The sequence below is a fragment of the Luteirhabdus pelagi genome, from assembly GCF_016827595.1.
Classification (GTDB): domain Bacteria; phylum Bacteroidota; class Bacteroidia; order Flavobacteriales; family Flavobacteriaceae; genus Luteirhabdus; species Luteirhabdus pelagi.
Map to the genome: position 1 here is coordinate 72,732 of NZ_JAECMS010000003.1, position 19,155 is coordinate 91,886.

The window sequence follows — 19,155 nt, forward strand, 5'->3', positions numbered from 1 at the left end:
GGATTTAAATTAAAACCCCCGAATTTAAACAGTTCGGGGGTTTTAATTTTAGAATTGAACCTTAGCCCGGAATAAAATATTTCGTCCCATATTCGGAATGCCATCTGGCTTCAACCTAGATAGATGTGCGATATACCGCTTATCGAGTAAATTGGTAGCCGTGACCCCAAGTTGCATTTCTATTTCGTTTAACGAGAAAGTCGTGTTGGCACCAGTGCTTACCAATGCATAACCACCTGTTCTTGTTTCAAACGCACTTACATTTTCTTTGTCGAATACATTTTGAAGCGTAAAGAACCATTGATTTGACTTCAAAAATTTTCCATCATTAAAATTGATGCGAAGGGTGTTTCGCAGCGTATTCGCCGGAATCAGGGGTAGATAATCTCCGTTATCTAATGTGCCAGTTACGGTTTCGAAACTGCTTTCAACATGAAGCCAATCTAATGGATGTGGATGTAAATGAAGCCCCACTTCACCACCATAAAGTTTACTGTCTTGTTGCCGATAGACAAAAACAGGGTCTTCATCAATAGCTTCACCCGTTGGGAAAAGAAAGATAAAATCGCTAACATAATTATAGAAACCGTTAGCATACAGCTCTAAATGTTCATTTCCGAACTCCAAGGACAAATCTGTTTGAATATTTTGCTCATTCGAGAGGTTTGGGTTCCCTATTTCATAACGATTGGTTCCTTCATGAGTGCCATTCGAGGTTAATTCAGCTAAGTTTGGCGCGCGAAATCCACTCGCTATGTTCACACGTACCAGTAAGGTTTCAGTAAAATTAAATTTTGCACCCAATGCCGCATTAAAACTGTTGAAATCACGATCTAACGGCGCAATAAACCCGAAGTCGGCAGGGTTTCCCATCATTTCACTTTCAATTGAACGGACATCATATCGCAGCCCTGCCTGCAGATCGATCCAATCCTCATGGAAATGTGTAGTACCCATAATTCCTACATCTGTTGTCCTGGCATCAGGAATAAGGATTTCTTCTCCTAAGTTGTCATTTTGCTGAAACATTCCTTGTACACCGACAATGGTTTCAAATTTTCCCCAATTCGGGAAATTATATTTAACGGTATAATTTAGCGTGTTTAGATGAAGTTGAAGAGCGGGATCGACTATCTCCTCTTCCTCCTCATGCTCATCGTGCTCGTCTTCTTCACCTTCATGACTTTCATCTCCATGTTCTTCCTCATGATGGTGGTGGTCTTCAAACTCACGGCGATCGTTGAAAAGATACCCTACCGTAATATCCAAACTCGAATTTTCGAAAAACAAAGTATTCTCCAAACTCAAAATGTGGTTGTCGATTTGCTGATAGGGTAGCATTGGTTTGGTTTCATCGGTTTGAATGCCAATTTCCTCTGGAAGTCCGATATTGCTCTGGTTGAAGTTATAACGAAGTGTCGATTTCAACATTCCGTTTTGATACCGGATTCCCGTTTTAAAATCGGTTTCATTAAAACGCGTATTGGTCACTTGCGTAGCTTCATCTCCAATCGCATAATCGGAGTGTTCGGCATAAGAGGCCCGGGTGAGATATTTCCAACGCTTCCCGGAGCCTTTAACACCTCCATTTATACCATATCCTTCAGTATTAGTGAAATATTGACTGCTAATATCGCCATCGACGATTCCCTCATCTGCAAAACGTTCTGGCGCAATGTACAATACGCCACCTAATGCATCACTTCCGTAGAGCAGGGAGGCAGGTCCTTTAATGATTTCAACACTGGAAACTCCTGCCTGATTAATTCCTAGTCCATGCTCATCGCCAAACTGCTGGTTTTCCAAGCGAACACCTTGGGTATAGGTCAGGACGCGGTTGGAACTAAGGCCCCGAATAACGGGTTTTCCAATACCCGCTCCAGTACTAACACTTTCGACACCGGGGATTTTAGTTAGATTTTCCGAAAGGGTAGGAGCACCAGATTGTTGGAGTTCTTCGATCGAAATACGCTCTACACGCATTACGTTTTCGCTTTGGAGCTTATGAAAGGGAGTTGATATAATAACCTCCTCCATTTCCACCGCACTTTCTTCTAATGTCACATTTCGCGTTACACCGGTAGATGAAAAGGAAATAGTTTCAGAGAAGGAAGCAAAGCCTAAAAAAGAATATACCACGGCATAGGATCCATTCGGAATCGCAGCAAGTGTATAGCTACCATCCATTTCTGCAACGGTTCCAATTTCCAGCTGCGGAATATATACTGAAGCGGGTAAGGGATTGTTATCTGAATCGGTTATAGTTCCCGAAAGGGTATTTTGTGCTAGGGTGCTGACTCCCATAACCATGAGCCATACCCCGATAATATATATTTTCATATTGAAGTATTGAATAGTTTAAAAAAAGATTTCCGAAAAACTATCCAATGGTGGGCGGTGCCCGAAGATGGAAAAGGCGAGGCGTTTCCTTTTCATACTGTATTTCGTTGAATACAAACGACTGGGGCCAGTTATTTTCCCATTTCGTTATGGTGAAAGAAGTAAATGTATAATCGTAGCTCGAAAACTTAAAGTGAAGAATGGAGCAGTCTACTTCCTTCTCGTGAAGGTGCACGGAACTAATAGTACAGACCCTGTGTTCATGATGTTCAAAAAGATGGGTAAACTGAACAGCTGTAGGTAGCATCAAAACACCTATCAACACAAGGGTTGAAAGGATAGAGGCAATATGGTTTAGTAGTCTATTCATCTTATTCAGAAACCAGAAAGGAAAGTCCCATCAGCTTCAGCATCTTTTTCTCAAAGTTCCAAAAAAATTCGAATTCACCAAAAAGCCATCCAAAAGAAACCAATAATACTTGATAGACTGGAAAAATCACCAACAAACGGATTGGCCAATAGATATACAAACCCATTTCTTCGTGAATTCCTATCAAATCGGTTACGGGACCCGCAAATTTAGCAGAAGTACTTCCCGTTACTGCGAATACAATAAACACTACGGTAAGACGCCAATTAGATTCGATATCCCAGCGTTCCTTTAATTTCTTCATTGCCTGCTTCCTGGAAAACGTTGATTGTATTCTTGCATGAAATACCTAAAATAATTGAAGAGTAGGTAGTTAACTTCATACCCATAATCGATATTTAATTCGTAATTGATTTCCTGTGGGTACAGTTGCGGAGAAAACCTGAAGGGATTTCTAACTCTATAATTATATTCTTGAACAAAAAGTCTGTTCTTATTCTCCAAATACGTTTGGCCGTAAAAACCTCGCGGTGGCTGCGTAACCAACCAGGCGTTAAATCCAGGCTCAATAATAATGATCTCATACTCCAAGCTATCATTCGCAATACGAATCGTATCGCCTTTAGCCACTCCGGAGTCATTTTTGCCTTGCATTGCGGTTTTACTGCTATCGCAACTGTAAACGGCTAATGCAATTGTGAGTAATATGAGGATATATTTCATAACAATTACTTTTTACAAAAATACGAAAACAGAAGGGAAGACAGTTTGCTTTTAACACCCATAAAAAAAGCGCTTACCGTACGATAAACGCTTTGTTACTTTTTTCAAGAAAGGCTTATCGACCGAAAAGGCCACCCAACATACCTCCAATGCCGCCTTTTTTTCCACCAAGAACCATTCCCGCTACATCATCGATTACACTTCCATCGCCATCGCCATCCAACAATGTTTCGATTAGGGATTGCTGCTTCTGCTGCGATCCGCCATTACCGCCCATCAAGCCACCTAACAAACCGTCAAGACCATTTTCAGAAGCTACATTCTGTTCTCGCTTTTTCTTTCCGAGATATCCCAATAGGATAGGAGCTGCTACTTGAAGGATTTGCATTACCGAGTTTACATCCATCCCGGATTTTTTGGAAAGCGCACTGGCTACATTGTTTTGTGAACCACCCAATACATGGCCTAAAATACCCAGTCCATCCGCTTTTACGTCTTCATTCACACCACCACTAAATAAACCACCAAGGTTGTTAAGGATATCGCCATCATGCTTATTATCCAAAGCACCCAACAATCCTGCAGCACCGCCTTTGTTTACATTTCGCTTCATGGCACCCATTAGAATGGGCAATCCCATAGAGAGTACAGACGCCGTTTTATCGGCCGGCTGTTTGGTTTCATTGCTAACGCCATTAATAATCTGGCGTCCCGTTTCACTGTTTAATAATTCTAAGATACCTTCCATTTCGTTATGCTTTAAGTTGGTGTAAGTTACGCTATTTTAGGATTGCGCTGGCTGTAAAGTGTCAATTATCTGATCGGCAAGTTCCAGTCCGATACGATCCTGAGCCTCATGTGTAGCGGCTCCAATATGAGGACTTAGGGAGAGTTTACCATTCATCAGTACTTTTACAGCGGGTTGTGGCTCTTCTTCAAAGGTATCCAATGCTGCAAAGGAAAGCTTTCCGTTTTCCAATGCCTTCAGCAGGGCGTCTTCATCGATTACTCCGCCACGAGCAGCGTTGATAATGGCAGCACCATCCTTCATTTTTTGAATTTCTTCCTTTCCAATGATGTAGTCTTTTTGTGCAGGAACGTGAAGCGTGATAAAGTCGCTGTGTTTGATCAATTCTGAAACTGGTTCCGTCTTAATTTGAAGCGTAATTTTTTGTCCATCATAAAAATCGAGGGTAATATCTGCTTCCCCAACTTCGTTATCGCTAGCAATTACCTTCATTCCGCACCCTAATGCTATTTTCGCTACTTCGCGTCCGATACGCCCAAAACCAATAATACCGAGGGTTTTACCACGTAATTCGCGTCCGCCAGCATAGCTCTTTTTCAATTCCTTGAAGCGACTTTCACCTTCCAACGGCATGTTTCGATTACTATCGTATAGAAAACGTACACCTCCAAAAAGATGGGCAAACACTAATTCGGCCACGGATGAAGAGGATGCAGAAGGGGTGTTAATAACCTTCAACCCTTTCTCGCGAGCATATTTCACATCAATATTATCCATTCCCACGCCACCACGTCCGATGATCTTCAGACTAGGACAAGCATCGATGAGTTCTTTGCGAACCTTGGTCGCACTGCGTACTAAAAGCACATCAATTTCATGTTTTTGGATATATTGGGTTAATTGCTCTTGGGCAACCTTGGTTGTTATCACTTCGAAACCAGCCTTCTTCAAGGCTTCGATTCCACTTTGCGAAACACCATCGTTTGCTAATACTTTCATTGTACTGATCTTTTTACTATTTCTATTGAATTATTTTGGTTAGGCTCTTTTTTCCAATTCCCGCATGGTATCTACCACCACTTGAACACTTTCTATCGGAAGGGCATTATACATGGAAGCACGGTACCCACCAACGCTTCTATGACCGTTCAGGCCATTAACCCCAGCATCTTTCCACAAGTTGTTGAAGGTTTCGGAAAGACTTTCATCTGTTAGATTAAAAGTAGCGTTCATCGTAGAACGATCTTCTTTATTCGCTACAAAGCCTGTAAACAATGGATTTCTGTCTATCTCCCTATAAATCAGCGCAGCTTTTTCTTCATTCTTTTTTTGAATTGCTTTAATTCCACCTTGATCCTTTAGCCACTTTAGGGTTAACATGCTTACATATACCGAAAATACGGCAGGAGTGTTGAACATACTGTCCTTACCAATGTGTACTTGGTAGTCTAACATAGATGGAATCTGTCGAGACACCTTTCCTAATATTTCTTCTTTTACCACTACCAAGGTTGTTCCAGCAGGTCCCATATTCTTTTGGGCACCGGCATAAATCAAATCGAATTTCGAAAAATCCAACTCTCTTGAAAAGATATCACTGCTCATATCACAAACTAGCGGAATATCAGTTTCTGGAAACGATTTCATCTGTGTTCCAAAAATGGTGTTATTACTAGTACAGTGAAAGTAATCGGCATCTGAAGGAATCGAATAATTTTTTGGTATATAATTGAAATTTTGGTCTTTAGATGACGCTACTTCAACCAATTCTCCAAATAACTTTGCTTCCTTTATTGCCTTTGAACTCCATGTTCCTGTATTCAAATAAGCAGCTTTCTTCTCTAACAAGTTATAGGCAGCCATCAAAAACTGCATACTGGCACCTCCTTGTAGAAAGAGTGCTTTATATCCTTTATTTTCCAGCTGGAGATGTTCTAACGCCAATGCTTGCGCTTTCTCCATGACTTCAACAAAATCCTTGCTTCGGTGTGAGATTTCCAAAATGGATAAATCGATACCATTAAAATTGAGGACTGCTTCCGAGGCTTTCTGAAAGACGCTTTGCGGTAAAATGCAGGGACCGGCGCTAAAATTGTGTTTTTTCATAGTGGCATGGGTTAGAAAAGTACAAAGATGCTAAATATGTGCGGTTTAAGCGTTAAAGAATAATCAAATTTATTCATATAATTTCAACAAAAAAGCCATGGTATCGACACCATCTGCATATTGGTCCAAAGCAGGTGCTTGGGCGGTTCCTAAGGGAATTGCATTGGCTATGGAGGCTTCACTTATAATCGCTTGAATTTGTTCATCCTCTGCTTTCAAACGTTCGGCAAGTTGTGCTTCACTCTTGTAAGTTTCATAAAAAAGAACGCCAATAGGAGAGGCGTAGCCTTCATCCTTTTTCAACAGTAAAAATTCATTGTCCAACAATTCATGGCTTCCCATTAAATACACCGCTTTATTATAATCGTAGTTATTGATGTATTTATGGTTGTTGATTATATCCTTCCAAGTGTAGAGCGCTTCAAAAAACGCCTTAAAATCGTATCCTTCAGGAACAAACAATTTTGAAACGTTTCGGCAGCCCAATCCGAAATATTGGAAAATATCATCGGCAAGTCCTTCCAGCTGCTCTTTCGATTCATTTCCTGTTAATACCGCTACAGAATTCCGGTTCTTACGGATAATATTTGGATACTTCCCGAAGTAATGGTCGAAATAACGTGCCGTATTATTACTGCCGGTGGCAATTACCGCATCGAAATTCTCTAATTTTTCATCTGTCAGTTGAATTTTCGATTCAAACTCCTGCTCGACATGAACCAACAGTTTTTTGATAAAGGGAAGCAATACTGCATCGTTGGAAGACAGCTTGGCAATTACCTTATGACCAGCCATCAATACTGAAAGGAAATCATGGAATCCAACCAAGGGAATATTACCCGCCATTACGATGGCAACGGTTTTTGGTGAAGCCGATGCTGGAATAGTATAATTGGACAACCATTGCTGAAGGTTTTCTTCGTTTAACTCCTTGCTCCAACTTTCTAAAGAATGATATACATTCGGTAATGTAAACCATCCGTTCTCGGCTTTAGCGCGATGGAGAATACCGTTCATTTCTTCATAATAAGAGTCTAGAAAGGGTAGAGAGGGGTCGTTACTATGATTTTTATCAGAAAACTGACCTAGAAACTTCCCTACTTTTGCAAAGGCTGAAATGCGCTGGTTTAAATCCATAAAGGTTTGGAGTTGCCCTACGTAGGCATTAAATTTGTACAAAGTTAGAAAAAGAAAAAGCTATGGCCATTATAATAACCGATGAATGTATAAACTGTGGTGCTTGCGAGCCCGAGTGTCCTAATACTGCTATTTATGAAGGTGCCGACGACTGGCGTTATGCCGATGGTACCGATTTGGATGGAAATGTTGTCCTTCCGAACGGAAAAGAAGTGGATGCACAGGAAACACAAGAGCCTGTTAGCGATGAGATTTACTATATCGTTCCCGATAAATGTACGGAGTGCAAAGGGTTTCACGACGAACCGCAATGTGCGGCCGTTTGTCCAGTAGATTGCTGTGTGCCAGATGATGATCATGTGGAAAGCGAAGAGGAGCTATTGGCAAAGCAAGCCTTTATGCACCATGAATAGAGAATACTTTTAACAAAAAAAAGCCGGCGAGTCGCCGGCTTTTTTTATTCATGGAACAAAAATTACTTCATTTTATTCTTTTTCATTTTTTCTTTGTCCGCAGTATTTACTTTATAAATATAATTGTAAACACCATCATTGTCTGAATCATACGATTCTACAACAAAATCTCCATCCTCATTAAAATATCCAATAGAATTTTCACCATCTTGGGTATGTAAATAATAGCCATCTTGGGATGTAGGACGAATTCGTGCAAACGTATGATCTTCACCATTAATATTCGTCATTACTTTATATCCCGGCTTATCTGGTGTTAACCAATATTTATTATTGTTATTCATGTATTTAACATCGGTATCTACCGTCCCTGGTTTCATTACCGTGCTAAAATTGTGTTCTCCTTCAAAATCGGTCAAAGCCAATTCTTGTGTTCTAGTTTGGGTTACTGCCTTTGTTGAGGTTTCTGATCCTTCATTATCGGTTACCACTTTTTTTGTAACCGTTGTTGTCTTCATCTTATTTTGATTCTGATCCACTTGGGCAAATCCCGAAGTAAATGCTGCAAGAGAGAATATCAATACTATCCGTTTCATAGTGTAAAATTTTAAATGTTAGTCTTTGTTTTCTAATGTTTTATGAAATCAATTGTAAGATACTATCATCATGGCTTCGCAGTTGAAAAATCGTTTTAATTCTTTGCTAAACATTTCTGAAAACAACCCTATACTCTTAAATTCTCTTAATATTCGGGATAATTTCCACCCGTTAATTTTTGTACATTTAGTGAAAATAGCAATATGCCGCTATGGTTAACCATTTTGTTAATACTAGTTGCCGCCTACCTTTTGGCGAGCATCCTACTATATTACCTACAGGATTACTTCCTCTTTAAACCGGAAAAGCTTCCCGAGGATTTTCAATTTTTATATGAAAACCAAAGTGTAGAAGAATACAATCTTCGAACGCGCGATGGTGCGGTACTCAACGGACTTCACTTTAAAGCCGAAAATCCAATTGGAGTAGTGTTATATCTAAAGGGAAATTCAAAAAGCATCAAGGGATGGGGAAAGTTTGCAGTCGATTTCACCGGACATCAATACGATGTTATCATGGTCGATTACCGTGGGTTTGGCAAAAGTACCGGTCGCCGCTCGCAAAAAGCACTAAAACGAGACCTTCAATATGTGTATGATAAACTTCGGAAATTGGTGCCCGAGAAACATATTATCTTATATGGACGCTCGCTAGGATCGGGATTTGCAACCAAATTGGCCTCGATGAACAATCCGCAGTTGCTCATATTGGATGCTCCATACTACAGTCTGGCTAAGGTTGCGGGACGCTATCTACCATTTATGCCGCTTTCCATACTATTGAAATATCCCATGCCCACCTATAAGTGGTTGAAGTATGTACAATGCCCTATTCATATTATTCATGGAACCGACGATAAGCTGATTCCATTTTCGAGTAGTGTGAAGCTATCCAAAATCAAAGCAAAGAGCACCACGCTTCACCCCGTAGTAGGCGGTGGCCACAAGAATATGAACACCATAAAACAGTATCATGAAATTATCCATGATATTCTTCACCCCATACAGCGAAACATCGATTATAGCAAAACGAGTCTACAGGTGAAGCATGCAACTAAAAATGAAGAATGAGAAAACTTACCAAACTCATTGGTTTCCTAATACTAGCCTTTCTCGTACTTTTGTTAGGTATGTATTTGTTACAGGAAAAATTAATTTTTCATCCCGAGCCCTTGGCCGATGACTATTCGTATTCGTTTGAAACACCGTTTGAGGAAATTTTTATTGAGGGAACGGATGGGGCAAGGTTAAACGCACTTCAGTTTTCTGTTGACAAACCGAAAGGAACCATCCTATATTTTCATGGAAATGCTGGTAATCTTGCCCGTTGGGGTGAAATAGGGCAGTGGTTCACGCAATTCGACTACAATGTCCTGATCATGGACTATCGTGCCTACGGGAAAAGTACAGGTTCACTATCAGAGAAAGCTCTGTACGAAGACGCGCAACTATGGTACGATTATTTAAAGAAGTCGACACCTGAAAATGAAATCATCGTTTACGGTCGTTCCCTCGGAACTACCTTTGCAGCAAAGCTGGCAGCAGCTAACAAACCCTGTAAGGCAATTTTAGAAACGCCTTTTTACAGCTTAAAAGATGTAGCGAAAAGCACCTTTCCGTTTTTACCTGTCGGCAGCCTGTTGAAGTATCAGTTCCCTACCTATACTTTTATGGATGATATTGAATGTCCGATAGCCATACTTCATGGTACATCCGACAGTGTGGTGCCTTACGAATCTGGAAACAAGTTGTCAAAAACGGTTTCTGAATCGCTAATGACATTTGTGACCGTCCCGGAGGGCGACCATAATAACTTGGTTGCTTTTGAGGAATATCGCAAAGCGATTCAAACCATACTGCAATAAAAAACCCCAGCAGTTGCCAGGGTCCTCACTAACAAATCAGGGAATTACCCATCATCTTTCTTCTTCTTTTTTACTTTCTTCCCTTTTTCCAATTTCTTTCGGTTTTCCTTCATTTCAGCTTCCATCATCTTCTCCTTGGCTTCTAGTTCTGCCTTCTTAGCTTCTGCTTTCCGCTTTTGAGCTTCCTTAGAGGCCTCAAGTTCCTCTTCGACTTTTGCCTTTTCCATTGCGATCTTTGCTTGGTTTTCAGCATTTATTTCCTTTTCAGCCTTCACCACATCGCTCTTTTTATCTTTAACGGTTTTTACCTTTGCTTCTTGATTTGTTTCTTCATTTCCTTCAACTGAAATAATTTCCTTCTCTTCATATACGTCCTCAACAACACGTGTGTCCACGTCAGTGTCCTTTACGGTCACTTTCTTTGTCACCGTTTCTTTTTTCACATCCTGATTTACTTGTGCTATCATCATCGTACCGCTAAGCATGATTCCGCCAACACACATAATGAGATTTTTCATGATTGTCATTTTTTGGTTTATATGGTAAAGATACTTTCCAAGTGTTAACTAAATGAAAACCAAGCCCCAAAGTATTGCCAAACTTTTTTGTTGAAATGGAAGGTATGATACATAAAAACTACCGTTAAACCGTTATATTTGCGCACTCAAAATTGAAGACCATAAAATTATGAAAGCAGGTATCGTCGGCTTACCAAACGTTGGAAAATCAACACTCTTTAACTGTCTCTCTAATGCGAAGGCGCAGAGTGCCAATTTCCCTTTCTGTACTATTGAACCAAACATCGGCGTCGTAAACGTTCCCGATCATCGTTTGGTGAAGTTGGAAGAATTGGTAAATCCACAACGAGTATTACCGGCTACGGTTGAAATCGTCGATATTGCCGGTTTGGTGAAAGGTGCCAGCAAAGGTGAAGGATTGGGGAATCAATTTCTTGGAAATATCCGCGAAACCGACGCGATTCTTCATGTATTGCGCTGTTTCGACAATGATAATGTGGTACATGTTGATGGTAATGTGAATCCTGTTCGTGATAAGGAAACTATCGATATTGAACTTCAATTGAAAGATTTGGAAACCACCGAAAAGCGTCTCGATAAAGTGAAACGCGCTGCTCGGACAGGCGATAAGGATGCACAAAAGGAAGAGGCTGCATTAATAAAGGTGAAGAAAGGATTAGAGGAAGGAAAGTCGGTACGGGCTATCGAAGTAACCGATGCGGAACGCGAAGAGTATATCGATCGTATGCAATATATCACCGATAAGCCAGTAATGTACGTATGCAATGTAGATGAAGGGTCCGCTGCTTCCGGAAATGAATATGTTGAAAAGGTAAAAGAAGCTGTAAAGGATGAGAATGCCGAGGTATTGGTCCTTGCCGTGGGTACAGAAGCCGATATTACTGAATTGGACACCTACGAGGAGCGACAGATGTTCTTGGAAGATTTAGGTCTAGAGGAACCGGGCTCAGCCAAGTTGATTCGTGGGGCTTACTCGCTATTAAACCTACAAACCTACTTTACCGCTGGAGAGAAGGAAGTCCGTGCATGGACCATTCCGGTTGGTGCTACCGCTCCTGAAGCGGCAGGTGTTATCCATTCCGATTTTGAAGCAGGTTTTATCCGTGCGGAAGTAATCAAATACGATGATTATGTTCAGTATGGAAGCGAAGCCAAAGTACGTGAAGCTGGAAAGCTATCGGTAGAAGGGAAGGAGTATGTCGTAAAGGATGGCGATGTCATGCATTTCCGATTTAATGTGTAAACTGCTTTCAAGAAAAAAATAGTTTACAACAATATATTAGGACACTGAGGCTCTCGAAGTGTCCAGATTAAAACGTAAACCGAACGGCCATCGCACTGTATTCATCGCCAAGATAGGTTCTTCCTCCTGTTGGGTATACACTAAAGGAATCATTTTCAACCTTGTGTAGCTCGGGTACAAAATATCCTACTGCAGCCCCAAGTCCATAACCTAACAATACATCAGTCAAGAAATGCTGACCTGCTTGTAGTCTAAAATACCCTACTGTTGCTGGAATTGTCGCAGCTCCAGTCCAAATCCAAAACTTTCCATTCACATCCGGATTGAAGTCGGTAAACACCTTTGCAGTGAAGAATGTCGCGGTCGCAGCAGCTGCTACATGACCCGAATAAAAAGACCGTTGACCATTATTACTAGTTCTTCTCGATAGAGAAGTATCACCACTTTCATCGTATACATAGGGTCGAGAGCGATTTACAAAAGCAGCTGTCATAGTATAAAGGGAAGCAGTGGTAGCTAAGCTCTCTAAGTAAAGTCCACCAATTTGAGCTGAGTGATCATTAGCTTCATCGTCGAACAACAATGCCAGGGGAGTGGCAAAAGAAAGTGCAAAAGGAATATCGCTTATCTTATTAGCATCCTCAGAGTGATTTCCTGCCACCCAACGATCTAAAAAGTTTATATCGTCTTTATTGGCAATTTCCTGTTGTAACTCAGCTTCGGTAATATCATCCTTTTCCGTTATGAAATAAAGTCCAAGTCCGCTAACGGCAATGCCACCGCCGGTCCAGATGCCATCGCGCACCCAATCCCATTCGTATGGGGAAATGGATGATTCTTGTTTAAATGAAGAGGTAGTAGACTCTTGAGCAAAAGAAAATTGTGTAATAAATACTACGGCTAGGGTGCTAAAAATTTTTTTCATGCTTCCAATATAGAAACAATCACCATTCAGAAATTCCGTTTTAACACGCCTTTAATTGAATTTTAGTCACCTTTTCACAACTTAGTCTTATTCGTACAACCGCAACTTTTGCTTTAGTAACACCATCTCTCTCCTCATTTCTTCCATTCTACGTTGCATATGGGTGAGGACATCAAGACCCTCCATATTAATACCTAAATCATTATGTAATCGGAACATTCGTTCGATTTCGACAATATCCTCTTCAAGTATATAGTGATCTTCCTTTTGAAATTGCTGCTCTATCAATCCGAATTGATGTAGTGCTTCTATAAACTCACGATCGATGTTTGAGTGTTTACAGTAGGTCGTAACTAGTATATATTTCTCTTTTGCCATTTTACTTCAATTTTGAAAGTTGTGTAAACAATTCCTTCTCTTCACTAGAAAGCTTTTCTGGCAATCTTACTGTATAGGTAATGAACAAGTCGCCAAAAGCATCATTCTGTTTATATTTCGGTAAACCCTTCCCTTTAAGCTTCACCTTTGTGCCGTTTTGCGTTCCAGGCTTCACTGTTAACTTCACTTTGCCAGATAGTGTGTCGATGGTGATTTTTCCACCCAACACAGCTGTATAAAGGTCGATTTTCATTTCCTTATATAAATTGGATCCCAGTCGTTTAAAAGTAGTGTTGTTAAGTACTTCAAATGTGATGTAGAGATCACCTTTTGGACCGCCCTGCACGCCTTCACCTCCATATCCTTTAATTTTAATGGTTTGACCATCTTCAACACCTGCTGGAATGGTAATTCTGATTTTCCTTTCACCTAAATCGATAGTTTGTTTATGTGAAGTAAGAATATCGGTCAATTGAAGCCGTAGCGTTGCATTATAATCCTGCCCTTTGAATTGCGCGTGACTGCGTTGGCGCTGACCACTAAAACCGCCACCGCCAAACATACTTTCAAAAAAGTCAGAAAATTGACTGTCGTCAAAACCTCCCGTGGTGTAGGTTCGTTGCTGGGCATTTCCAAATCCTCCGCCACTTCGACTTCGTTGTTGGCGCTGGGCTTCTTCATAGGCATCGGCATGCTCCCAATCCTTACCGTATTTGTCGTATTTCTTTCGCTTTTCAGGATCGCTTAACACCGCGTGGGCCTCATTGATGCGTTGAAATTTTTGCTGCGCCTCCTGATCGTTCGGGTTCACATCGGGATGATACTTTCGAGCCAATTTGCGATACGCCTTTTTAATATCCGCCTGACTAGCCTCCTTTGTCAGTCCAAGTTCCTTATAATAATCGATGTATTCCATTTAAGTCCTTACTTTTCAGTTAAAATTACAACAATCGAAAACTAGTGTCAAGTAGCAGCGTAAGCAATATGTTTCTACTTCTTATTTATTATGAAGTTTTAGGAACACGAGAGTTTCAGAATTACTAACAACTTTCGCCCAAGAATTGTTAATTACTTTCATGTAATAAGGTGTTAATTTTCCCTGTGAACCCCTATATTTATTGCCCATTCACTTCAAATTCTTATGGCAGATACACAATATACTGAGGACAATATTAGGTCGTTGGATTGGAAAGAGCATATTCGTATGCGACCTGGAATGTACATCGGAAAATTGGGTGATGGTTCCTCACCAGACGATGGTATCTATATTCTTCTAAAAGAGGTGCTTGACAACTGTATCGACGAGTTTGTGATGGGGGCCGGAAAGACCATCGAAGTCCGTATCAAGGATAAGGAAGTAAAGGTTCGCGACTATGGTAGAGGGATTCCGCTTGGAAAGGTAGTCGACGTGGTTTCTAAAATGAATACCGGTGGTAAGTACGATACCCGGGCGTTTAAGAAATCTGTTGGACTGAATGGTGTCGGTACCAAAGCCGTAAATGCACTTTCAGCATATTTTAAGGTAGAATCCGTTCGTGATGGTCAAATGAAGCAAGCCGAATTCGAATTGGGAGAACTGAAAAACAACCCCGATGTTGAGGATAGTGGAAAGCGAAAGGGAACACGGGTCGAGTTTATTCCTGATGAAACCATCTTTAAGAACTTCAAATTCCGAAATGAGTATGTCGAAAAGATGCTGCGGAACTATGTATACCTGAATCCTGGCCTTACCATCGACTTCAACGGTGAGAAGTTTCACTCGAAAGATGGATTGAAGGATTTATTGAATGAGAATATGAGTGAAGAGGATATGTTGTATCCCATCATTCACTTAAAAGGTGATGACATCGAATTGGCCATCACACACAGCAAAACACAGTACAGCGAAGAATACCATAGTTTCGTTAACGGCCAAAATACCACACAAGGAGGGACACATCTCTCTGCCTTTCGTGAAGCTATTGTAAAGACACTTCGCGATTTCTACGGAAAGAATTACGACGCTAGCGATATCCGAAAATCAATCGTTTCGGCCATTAGCATCAAGGTTATGGAGCCGGTTTTTGAAAGTCAGACCAAAACAAAACTCGGTAGTACCGATATGGGAGGCGATTTACCAACTGTTCGCACCTACGTGAACGATTTCGTAAAAACCTATCTCGATAATTTTCTGCACAAAAATCCTGAGGTTGCTGAAAAGATTCAGAAGAAGATCATCCGTGCCGAAAAGGAACGCAAGGAACTGAAAGGTATTCGTAAGCTAGCCCGCGATAGGGCAAAGAAAGCAAGTCTTCACAACAAAAAATTACGCGATTGCCGAGTTCATTTGGGTGATATGAAAAAAGAACGCCGACTTGAAACGACCTTATTTATCACCGAGGGTGACTCTGCGAGTGGTAGTATCACCAAAAGTCGTGATGTGAATACGCAGGCGGTATTTTCACTCCGTGGAAAACCATTGAACAGCTACGGCATGAGTAAGAAGATTGTGTACGAAAATGAAGAATTCAACCTGTTGCAGGCAGCCTTGAATATTGAGGATTCCATGGAAGATCTTCGCTACAACAACATCGTAATCGCAACCGATGCCGATGTAGATGGAATGCACATTCGATTGCTGTTAATTACCTTTTTCCTTCAATTTTTTCCAGAATTGATCAAAGAAGGGCATTTGTACATTCTTCAAACACCATTATTTCGAGTTCGAAATAAAAAGGAAACCATTTATTGCTATACCGAAGAAGAGCGAAAAGCCGCGATCGACAAGTTGAAGCCGAAACCCGAAATTACTCGATTTAAAGGGTTGGGTGAGATTTCACCCGATGAATTTCAGCATTTTATTGGTGAGAATATTCGCTTAGACCCTGTGATGCTAGATAAAGCCATGAGTATAGATGAATTGTTGAAATTCTATATGGGCAAGAATACACCCGACAGACAGGAATTTATCATCGATAATCTAAAAGTAGAATTAGATAAAGTAGAAGCCTAAATCAACCTAGAACTAATATTGCGCAATACATCTTATGAGTGACGAACTCGATAATAACGAAGAACAAAATCCAGAGGATATCGACCACCAGAACCAAGAGAGTGGCGATGTCGAAAATGCCGATAACAGCGAAACCATCACCAAGGTTACGGGTATGTATCGTGACTGGTTCTTGGATTATGCTAGTTATGTAATTCTAGAACGTGCCGTTCCCGCAATCGAAGACGGTTTTAAGCCTGTTCAGCGTCGTATCATGCATTCCATGAAAGACTTGGACGATGGGCGCTACAACAAGGTTGCAAACATTGTTGGACATACCATGCAATACCACCCTCACGGCGATGCCAGTATTGCCGATGCGATGGTGCAGATGGGGCAAAAGGATTTGCTTATCGATACCCAGGGAAACTGGGGAAATGTGCTTACCGGCGATAGTGCAGCAGCGTCACGATATATCGAAGCGAGGCTCTCCAAGTTTGCGCTGGATGTTGTTTTTAACCCAAAAATTACCGAATGGCAAGCGAGTTACGACGGACGAAAGAAAGAGCCGATCAATCTTCCCGTCATGTTCCCACTTTTGTTGGCGCAGGGAGCAGAAGGAATTGCCGTGGGACTTTCAACCAAGGTGTTGCCCCATAACTTTATCGAGTTGATCGATGCCTCTGTCAAGCACCTGAAAGGGAAACGCTTCACACTCTTACCCGATTTCCCAACGGGTGGCATCATGGATGCTACCGATTACAAGGATGGCGTTCGCGGGGGTAAGATTCGAAGTCGCGCCCGGATTAATCAACAGGATCGGAATACGCTTGTTATCAATGAAATTCCCTTTGGAACGACCACTTCATCCCTAATCGATTCCATTCTTAAGGCAAATGAGAAGGGGAAGATCAAAATCAAGCAAATTGAAGACAATACTGCTGCCGAGGTCGAGATTTTAGTGCATATTCCAAGTGGGATATCACCTGATAAGACTATTGATGCGCTGTATGCCTTCACCAATTGTGAAACGTCAATTTCACCATTAGGCTGTGTTATTGAAGACAACAAGCCGCTTTTTGTTGGTGTTTCTGAAATGCTTCGCAGAAGTACCGATCGTACGGTCGATTTGCTGAAACAGGAACTGGAGATCAGGCTCGATGAACTTGAAGCCCAATGGCACTTCGCTTCACTGGAACGCATCTTTATCGAAAATAGAATCTATCGCGATATTGAAGAGGAAGAAACCTGGGAAGGCGTGATCGCTGCGATCGATAAAGGGTTGAAACCACATATCAAGCATTTGAAACGTGCGGTAACGGAAGAGGATATCGTGCGATTGACCGAAATTCGAATCAAGCGTATTTCAAAATTCGATATCGACAAGGCCCAACAAAAGATTGAAGCATTAGAGGATCAGATTGCAGAGATTAAGCATCATTTAGAAAACCTGATTGAATATGCCATTGCCTATTTCAAAAGGTTGAAGAAGGATTACGGGGCAGGGAAGGAGCGCAAAACTGAAATTCGGGTTTTCGATGATATTGAAGCGACCAAAGTGGTTATCCGCAACACCAAACTTTATGTAAATAGGGAAGAAGGCTTTATCGGAACCAGTTTGCGTCGCGATGAGTATGTTACCGATTGTAGTGATATCGATGATATTATTGTGTTCACGGAAGACGGTACTATGATGGTTACCAAAGTCGACAGTAAAACCTTTATCGGTAAAGGTATTATCCATGTAGCGGTCTTTAAAAAGAAAGACAAGCGCACGATTTACAATATGATCTATCGCTTCGGGAAGAGCGGACCGACCTATGTGAAACGTTTTGCAGTAACGTCTATTACCCGCGACCGTGAGTATAGTCTTACGAAGGACGCAAAAGGAAGTAAAGTATTGTATTTTACAGCGAATCCTAACGGTGAAGCGGAAGTCGTAACGGTATTACTGCGACAAAAAGGAAATATAAAGAAATTGAAATTCGACCTCGATTTTGCCGATCAAATGGTGAAGGGGAGAGGTGCAAAAGGGAATATCGTCACCAAACACCCCGTAAAGCGAGTCGAATTAAAGGAAAAAGGACTTTCTACCCTAAAACCACGCAAAATCTGGTTCGATGAAACCGTACAACGCCTAAATCTAGATGGTAGAGGTGAATTGCTTGGTGAATTTAGAAGTGAAGACCGCTTGCTCATTGTGAAGCAAGATGGAACCGTGAAAACGGTAGTTCCGGAAATGACGCTTCGTTTTGATGATGACATTATCATTTTAGAAAAATGGGAGCCTAAAAAACCGCTTTCAGCTATCTATTGGGAAGGTGAAAAGGAATTGTTTTATGTGAAACGATTCCTGATTGAAAATCCAGATAAGGAGGAGTTGATTATTACCGATCATTCCGATTCCTATCTGGAGCGAATCTTCACCGATTATCGACCCGTAGCCGAAGTAGTCTTCGTAAAGAAACGTGGAAAGGAGCGTGAAGAGAACCTGGAGGTTAACCTTGAAGAGTTTATCGCAGTGAAAGGCATCACGGCAATGGGAAATCAATTGACAAAAGAAAAGGTTTTGGAAATCAACGCCTTGGCATCGCTTCCTTATGAGCCGCCAGAAGAAAAGAATGCTGAGGATATGGATGTGGTAGATGAAGAGGATGTTTCTTCAGAAGAAGACAATGACTCCTCCGATACTGATGATGATGCAATTCGAAGCAGTTCTGATGAAGATACCGGTGGTGAAGCATCCGGTGGAGAGGGACAAACAAGTTTATTTTAATAAGTAAGTGGTGACTTCGAGAACC

The 19,155-nt window shown here is 41.2% G+C and carries 19 protein-coding genes; 6 read left to right on the plus strand and 13 right to left on the minus strand.

All coding sequences use genetic code 11. From position 1 onward, the window contains the following. Positions 1 to 48 precede the first annotated feature (48 nt). From I4Q58_RS09550 to I4Q58_RS09585, 8 genes are all read right to left on the minus strand, one after another. Positions 49 to 2,340, minus strand: coding sequence for a TonB-dependent receptor (locus I4Q58_RS09550; RefSeq protein ID WP_203295649.1), 2,292 nt, complete (start codon positions 2,338 to 2,340; stop codon positions 49 to 51). Between the two features lie 40 nt (positions 2,341 to 2,380). Next, the gene (locus tag I4Q58_RS09555; RefSeq protein WP_203295650.1) at positions 2,381 to 2,710 is read right to left on the minus strand and encodes a hypothetical protein; all 330 of its coding nucleotides are present in this window, start codon (positions 2,708 to 2,710) and stop codon (positions 2,381 to 2,383) included. Between the two features lies 1 nt (position 2,711). Next, a complete protein-coding gene (locus tag I4Q58_RS09560; RefSeq protein ID WP_203295651.1) occupies positions 2,712 to 3,014 on the minus strand; it encodes a DUF6787 family protein in 303 nt (100 codons plus the stop codon). Then, complete coding sequence (locus tag I4Q58_RS09565) at positions 3,011 to 3,433, minus strand: DUF6146 family protein (protein ID WP_203295652.1); 423 nt, start codon at positions 3,431 to 3,433, stop codon at positions 3,011 to 3,013. Before I4Q58_RS09565 ends, I4Q58_RS09560 begins: the two co-directional genes overlap by 4 nt. Before the next feature lie 115 nt (positions 3,434 to 3,548). Continuing rightward, positions 3,549 to 4,181: a DUF937 domain-containing protein gene (locus I4Q58_RS09570; RefSeq protein WP_203295653.1), complete on the minus strand. Its 633-nt coding sequence runs from the start codon at positions 4,179 to 4,181 to the stop codon at positions 3,549 to 3,551. Between the two features lie 36 nt (positions 4,182 to 4,217). Continuing rightward, positions 4,218 to 5,180 carry a D-2-hydroxyacid dehydrogenase gene (locus tag I4Q58_RS09575; RefSeq protein WP_203295654.1) on the minus strand — a complete coding sequence of 321 codons (963 nt, stop codon included), beginning with the start codon at positions 5,178 to 5,180 and terminating at the stop codon, positions 4,218 to 4,220. A gap of 39 nt (positions 5,181 to 5,219) precedes the next feature. Continuing rightward, a complete protein-coding gene (gene serC, locus I4Q58_RS09580; protein ID WP_203295655.1) occupies positions 5,220 to 6,287 on the minus strand; it encodes a 3-phosphoserine/phosphohydroxythreonine transaminase in 1,068 nt (355 codons plus the stop codon). 69 nt (positions 6,288 to 6,356) lie between these two features. Continuing rightward, a complete protein-coding gene (locus I4Q58_RS09585) occupies positions 6,357 to 7,424 on the minus strand; it encodes an acyl-CoA reductase (RefSeq protein WP_203295656.1) in 1,068 nt (355 codons plus the stop codon). Positions 7,425 to 7,486: 62 nt separating this feature from the next. Between I4Q58_RS09585 and I4Q58_RS09590 the strand changes: the two genes are divergently transcribed. After that, positions 7,487 to 7,837: a 4Fe-4S dicluster domain-containing protein gene (locus I4Q58_RS09590; RefSeq protein ID WP_203295657.1), complete on the plus strand. Its 351-nt coding sequence runs from the start codon at positions 7,487 to 7,489 to the stop codon at positions 7,835 to 7,837. A 62-nt stretch (positions 7,838 to 7,899) separates the two neighbouring features. Here the strand turns inward: I4Q58_RS09590 and I4Q58_RS09595 are convergent, their stop codons facing one another. Beyond that, positions 7,900 to 8,433 carry a hypothetical protein gene (locus tag I4Q58_RS09595; RefSeq protein WP_203295658.1) on the minus strand — a complete coding sequence of 178 codons (534 nt, stop codon included), beginning with the start codon at positions 8,431 to 8,433 and terminating at the stop codon, positions 7,900 to 7,902. A gap of 204 nt (positions 8,434 to 8,637) precedes the next feature. Here I4Q58_RS09595 and I4Q58_RS09600 point away from each other — a divergent pair, with 204 nt between their 5' ends. Beyond that, positions 8,638 to 9,504 (plus strand): alpha/beta hydrolase, encoded by an 867-nt coding sequence (locus I4Q58_RS09600; protein WP_203295659.1) that lies wholly within the window; start codon positions 8,638 to 8,640, stop codon positions 9,502 to 9,504. After that, positions 9,501 to 10,298, plus strand: a complete 798-nt coding sequence (locus I4Q58_RS09605) for an alpha/beta hydrolase (protein ID WP_203295660.1) — start codon at positions 9,501 to 9,503, stop codon at positions 10,296 to 10,298. The genes I4Q58_RS09600 and I4Q58_RS09605 overlap by 4 nt, the downstream gene beginning before the upstream one ends. A gap of 44 nt (positions 10,299 to 10,342) precedes the next feature. Here the strand turns inward: I4Q58_RS09605 and I4Q58_RS09610 are convergent, their stop codons facing one another. Beyond that, entirely contained in the window at positions 10,343 to 10,816 is a 474-nt protein-coding gene (locus I4Q58_RS09610; protein WP_203295661.1) for a hypothetical protein, read from the minus strand. Between the two features lie 169 nt (positions 10,817 to 10,985). Between I4Q58_RS09610 and ychF the strand changes: the two genes are divergently transcribed. Further along, a complete protein-coding gene (gene ychF, locus I4Q58_RS09615) occupies positions 10,986 to 12,080 on the plus strand; it encodes a redox-regulated ATPase YchF (protein ID WP_203295662.1) in 1,095 nt (364 codons plus the stop codon). Between the two features lie 67 nt (positions 12,081 to 12,147). Here ychF and I4Q58_RS09620 read toward each other — a convergent pair whose 3' ends face one another. The 3 genes from I4Q58_RS09620 to I4Q58_RS09630 all read right to left on the minus strand — a co-directional run bounded on the left by I4Q58_RS09620 (position 12,148) and on the right by I4Q58_RS09630 (position 14,299). Further along, a complete protein-coding gene (locus I4Q58_RS09620; RefSeq protein ID WP_203295663.1) occupies positions 12,148 to 13,005 on the minus strand; it encodes a phosphatase PAP2 family protein in 858 nt (285 codons plus the stop codon). An 87-nt stretch (positions 13,006 to 13,092) separates the two neighbouring features. Next, positions 13,093 to 13,383 carry a chaperone modulator CbpM gene (locus I4Q58_RS09625; protein ID WP_203295664.1) on the minus strand — a complete coding sequence of 97 codons (291 nt, stop codon included), beginning with the start codon at positions 13,381 to 13,383 and terminating at the stop codon, positions 13,093 to 13,095. A 1-nt stretch (position 13,384) separates the two neighbouring features. Then, positions 13,385 to 14,299 (minus strand): DnaJ C-terminal domain-containing protein, encoded by a 915-nt coding sequence (locus tag I4Q58_RS09630; protein WP_203295665.1) that lies wholly within the window; start codon positions 14,297 to 14,299, stop codon positions 13,385 to 13,387. Positions 14,300 to 14,524: 225 nt separating this feature from the next. Here I4Q58_RS09630 and I4Q58_RS09635 point away from each other — a divergent pair, with 225 nt between their 5' ends. Further along, complete coding sequence (locus tag I4Q58_RS09635) at positions 14,525 to 16,375, plus strand: DNA topoisomerase IV subunit B (RefSeq protein WP_203295666.1); 1,851 nt, start codon at positions 14,525 to 14,527, stop codon at positions 16,373 to 16,375. A 34-nt stretch (positions 16,376 to 16,409) separates the two neighbouring features. Further along, positions 16,410 to 19,130, plus strand: coding sequence for a DNA gyrase/topoisomerase IV subunit A (locus I4Q58_RS09640; protein WP_203295667.1), 2,721 nt, complete (start codon positions 16,410 to 16,412; stop codon positions 19,128 to 19,130). Positions 19,131 to 19,155 lie beyond the last annotated feature (25 nt).

Bases quoted from the DNA above. Each gene is read 5' to 3' on its own strand.
- I4Q58_RS09550 (WP_203295649.1), bottom strand. From the start codon at position 2,340: ATGAAAATATATATTATCGGGGTATGGCTCATGGTTATGGGAGTCAGC.
- I4Q58_RS09555 (WP_203295650.1), bottom strand. From the start codon at position 2,710: ATGAATAGACTACTAAACCATATTGCCTCTATCCTTTCAACCCTTGTG.
- I4Q58_RS09560 (WP_203295651.1), bottom strand. From the start codon at position 3,014: ATGAAGAAATTAAAGGAACGCTGGGATATCGAATCTAATTGGCGTCTT.
- I4Q58_RS09565 (WP_203295652.1), bottom strand. From the start codon at position 3,433: ATGAAATATATCCTCATATTACTCACAATTGCATTAGCCGTTTACAGT.
- I4Q58_RS09570 (WP_203295653.1), bottom strand. From the start codon at position 4,181: ATGGAAGGTATCTTAGAATTATTAAACAGTGAAACGGGACGCCAGATT.
- I4Q58_RS09575 (WP_203295654.1), bottom strand. From the start codon at position 5,180: ATGAAAGTATTAGCAAACGATGGTGTTTCGCAAAGTGGAATCGAAGCC.
- serC (WP_203295655.1), bottom strand. From the start codon at position 6,287: ATGAAAAAACACAATTTTAGCGCCGGTCCCTGCATTTTACCGCAAAGC.
- I4Q58_RS09585 (WP_203295656.1), bottom strand. From the start codon at position 7,424: ATGGATTTAAACCAGCGCATTTCAGCCTTTGCAAAAGTAGGGAAGTTT.
- I4Q58_RS09590 (WP_203295657.1), top strand. From the start codon at position 7,487: ATGGCCATTATAATAACCGATGAATGTATAAACTGTGGTGCTTGCGAG.
- I4Q58_RS09595 (WP_203295658.1), bottom strand. From the start codon at position 8,433: ATGAAACGGATAGTATTGATATTCTCTCTTGCAGCATTTACTTCGGGA.
- I4Q58_RS09600 (WP_203295659.1), top strand. From the start codon at position 8,638: ATGCCGCTATGGTTAACCATTTTGTTAATACTAGTTGCCGCCTACCTT.
- I4Q58_RS09605 (WP_203295660.1), top strand. From the start codon at position 9,501: ATGAGAAAACTTACCAAACTCATTGGTTTCCTAATACTAGCCTTTCTC.
- I4Q58_RS09610 (WP_203295661.1), bottom strand. From the start codon at position 10,816: ATGAAAAATCTCATTATGTGTGTTGGCGGAATCATGCTTAGCGGTACG.
- ychF (WP_203295662.1), top strand. From the start codon at position 10,986: ATGAAAGCAGGTATCGTCGGCTTACCAAACGTTGGAAAATCAACACTC.
- I4Q58_RS09620 (WP_203295663.1), bottom strand. From the start codon at position 13,005: ATGAAAAAAATTTTTAGCACCCTAGCCGTAGTATTTATTACACAATTT.
- I4Q58_RS09625 (WP_203295664.1), bottom strand. From the start codon at position 13,383: ATGGCAAAAGAGAAATATATACTAGTTACGACCTACTGTAAACACTCA.
- I4Q58_RS09630 (WP_203295665.1), bottom strand. From the start codon at position 14,299: ATGGAATACATCGATTATTATAAGGAACTTGGACTGACAAAGGAGGCT.
- I4Q58_RS09635 (WP_203295666.1), top strand. From the start codon at position 14,525: ATGGCAGATACACAATATACTGAGGACAATATTAGGTCGTTGGATTGG.
- I4Q58_RS09640 (WP_203295667.1), top strand. From the start codon at position 16,410: ATGAGTGACGAACTCGATAATAACGAAGAACAAAATCCAGAGGATATC.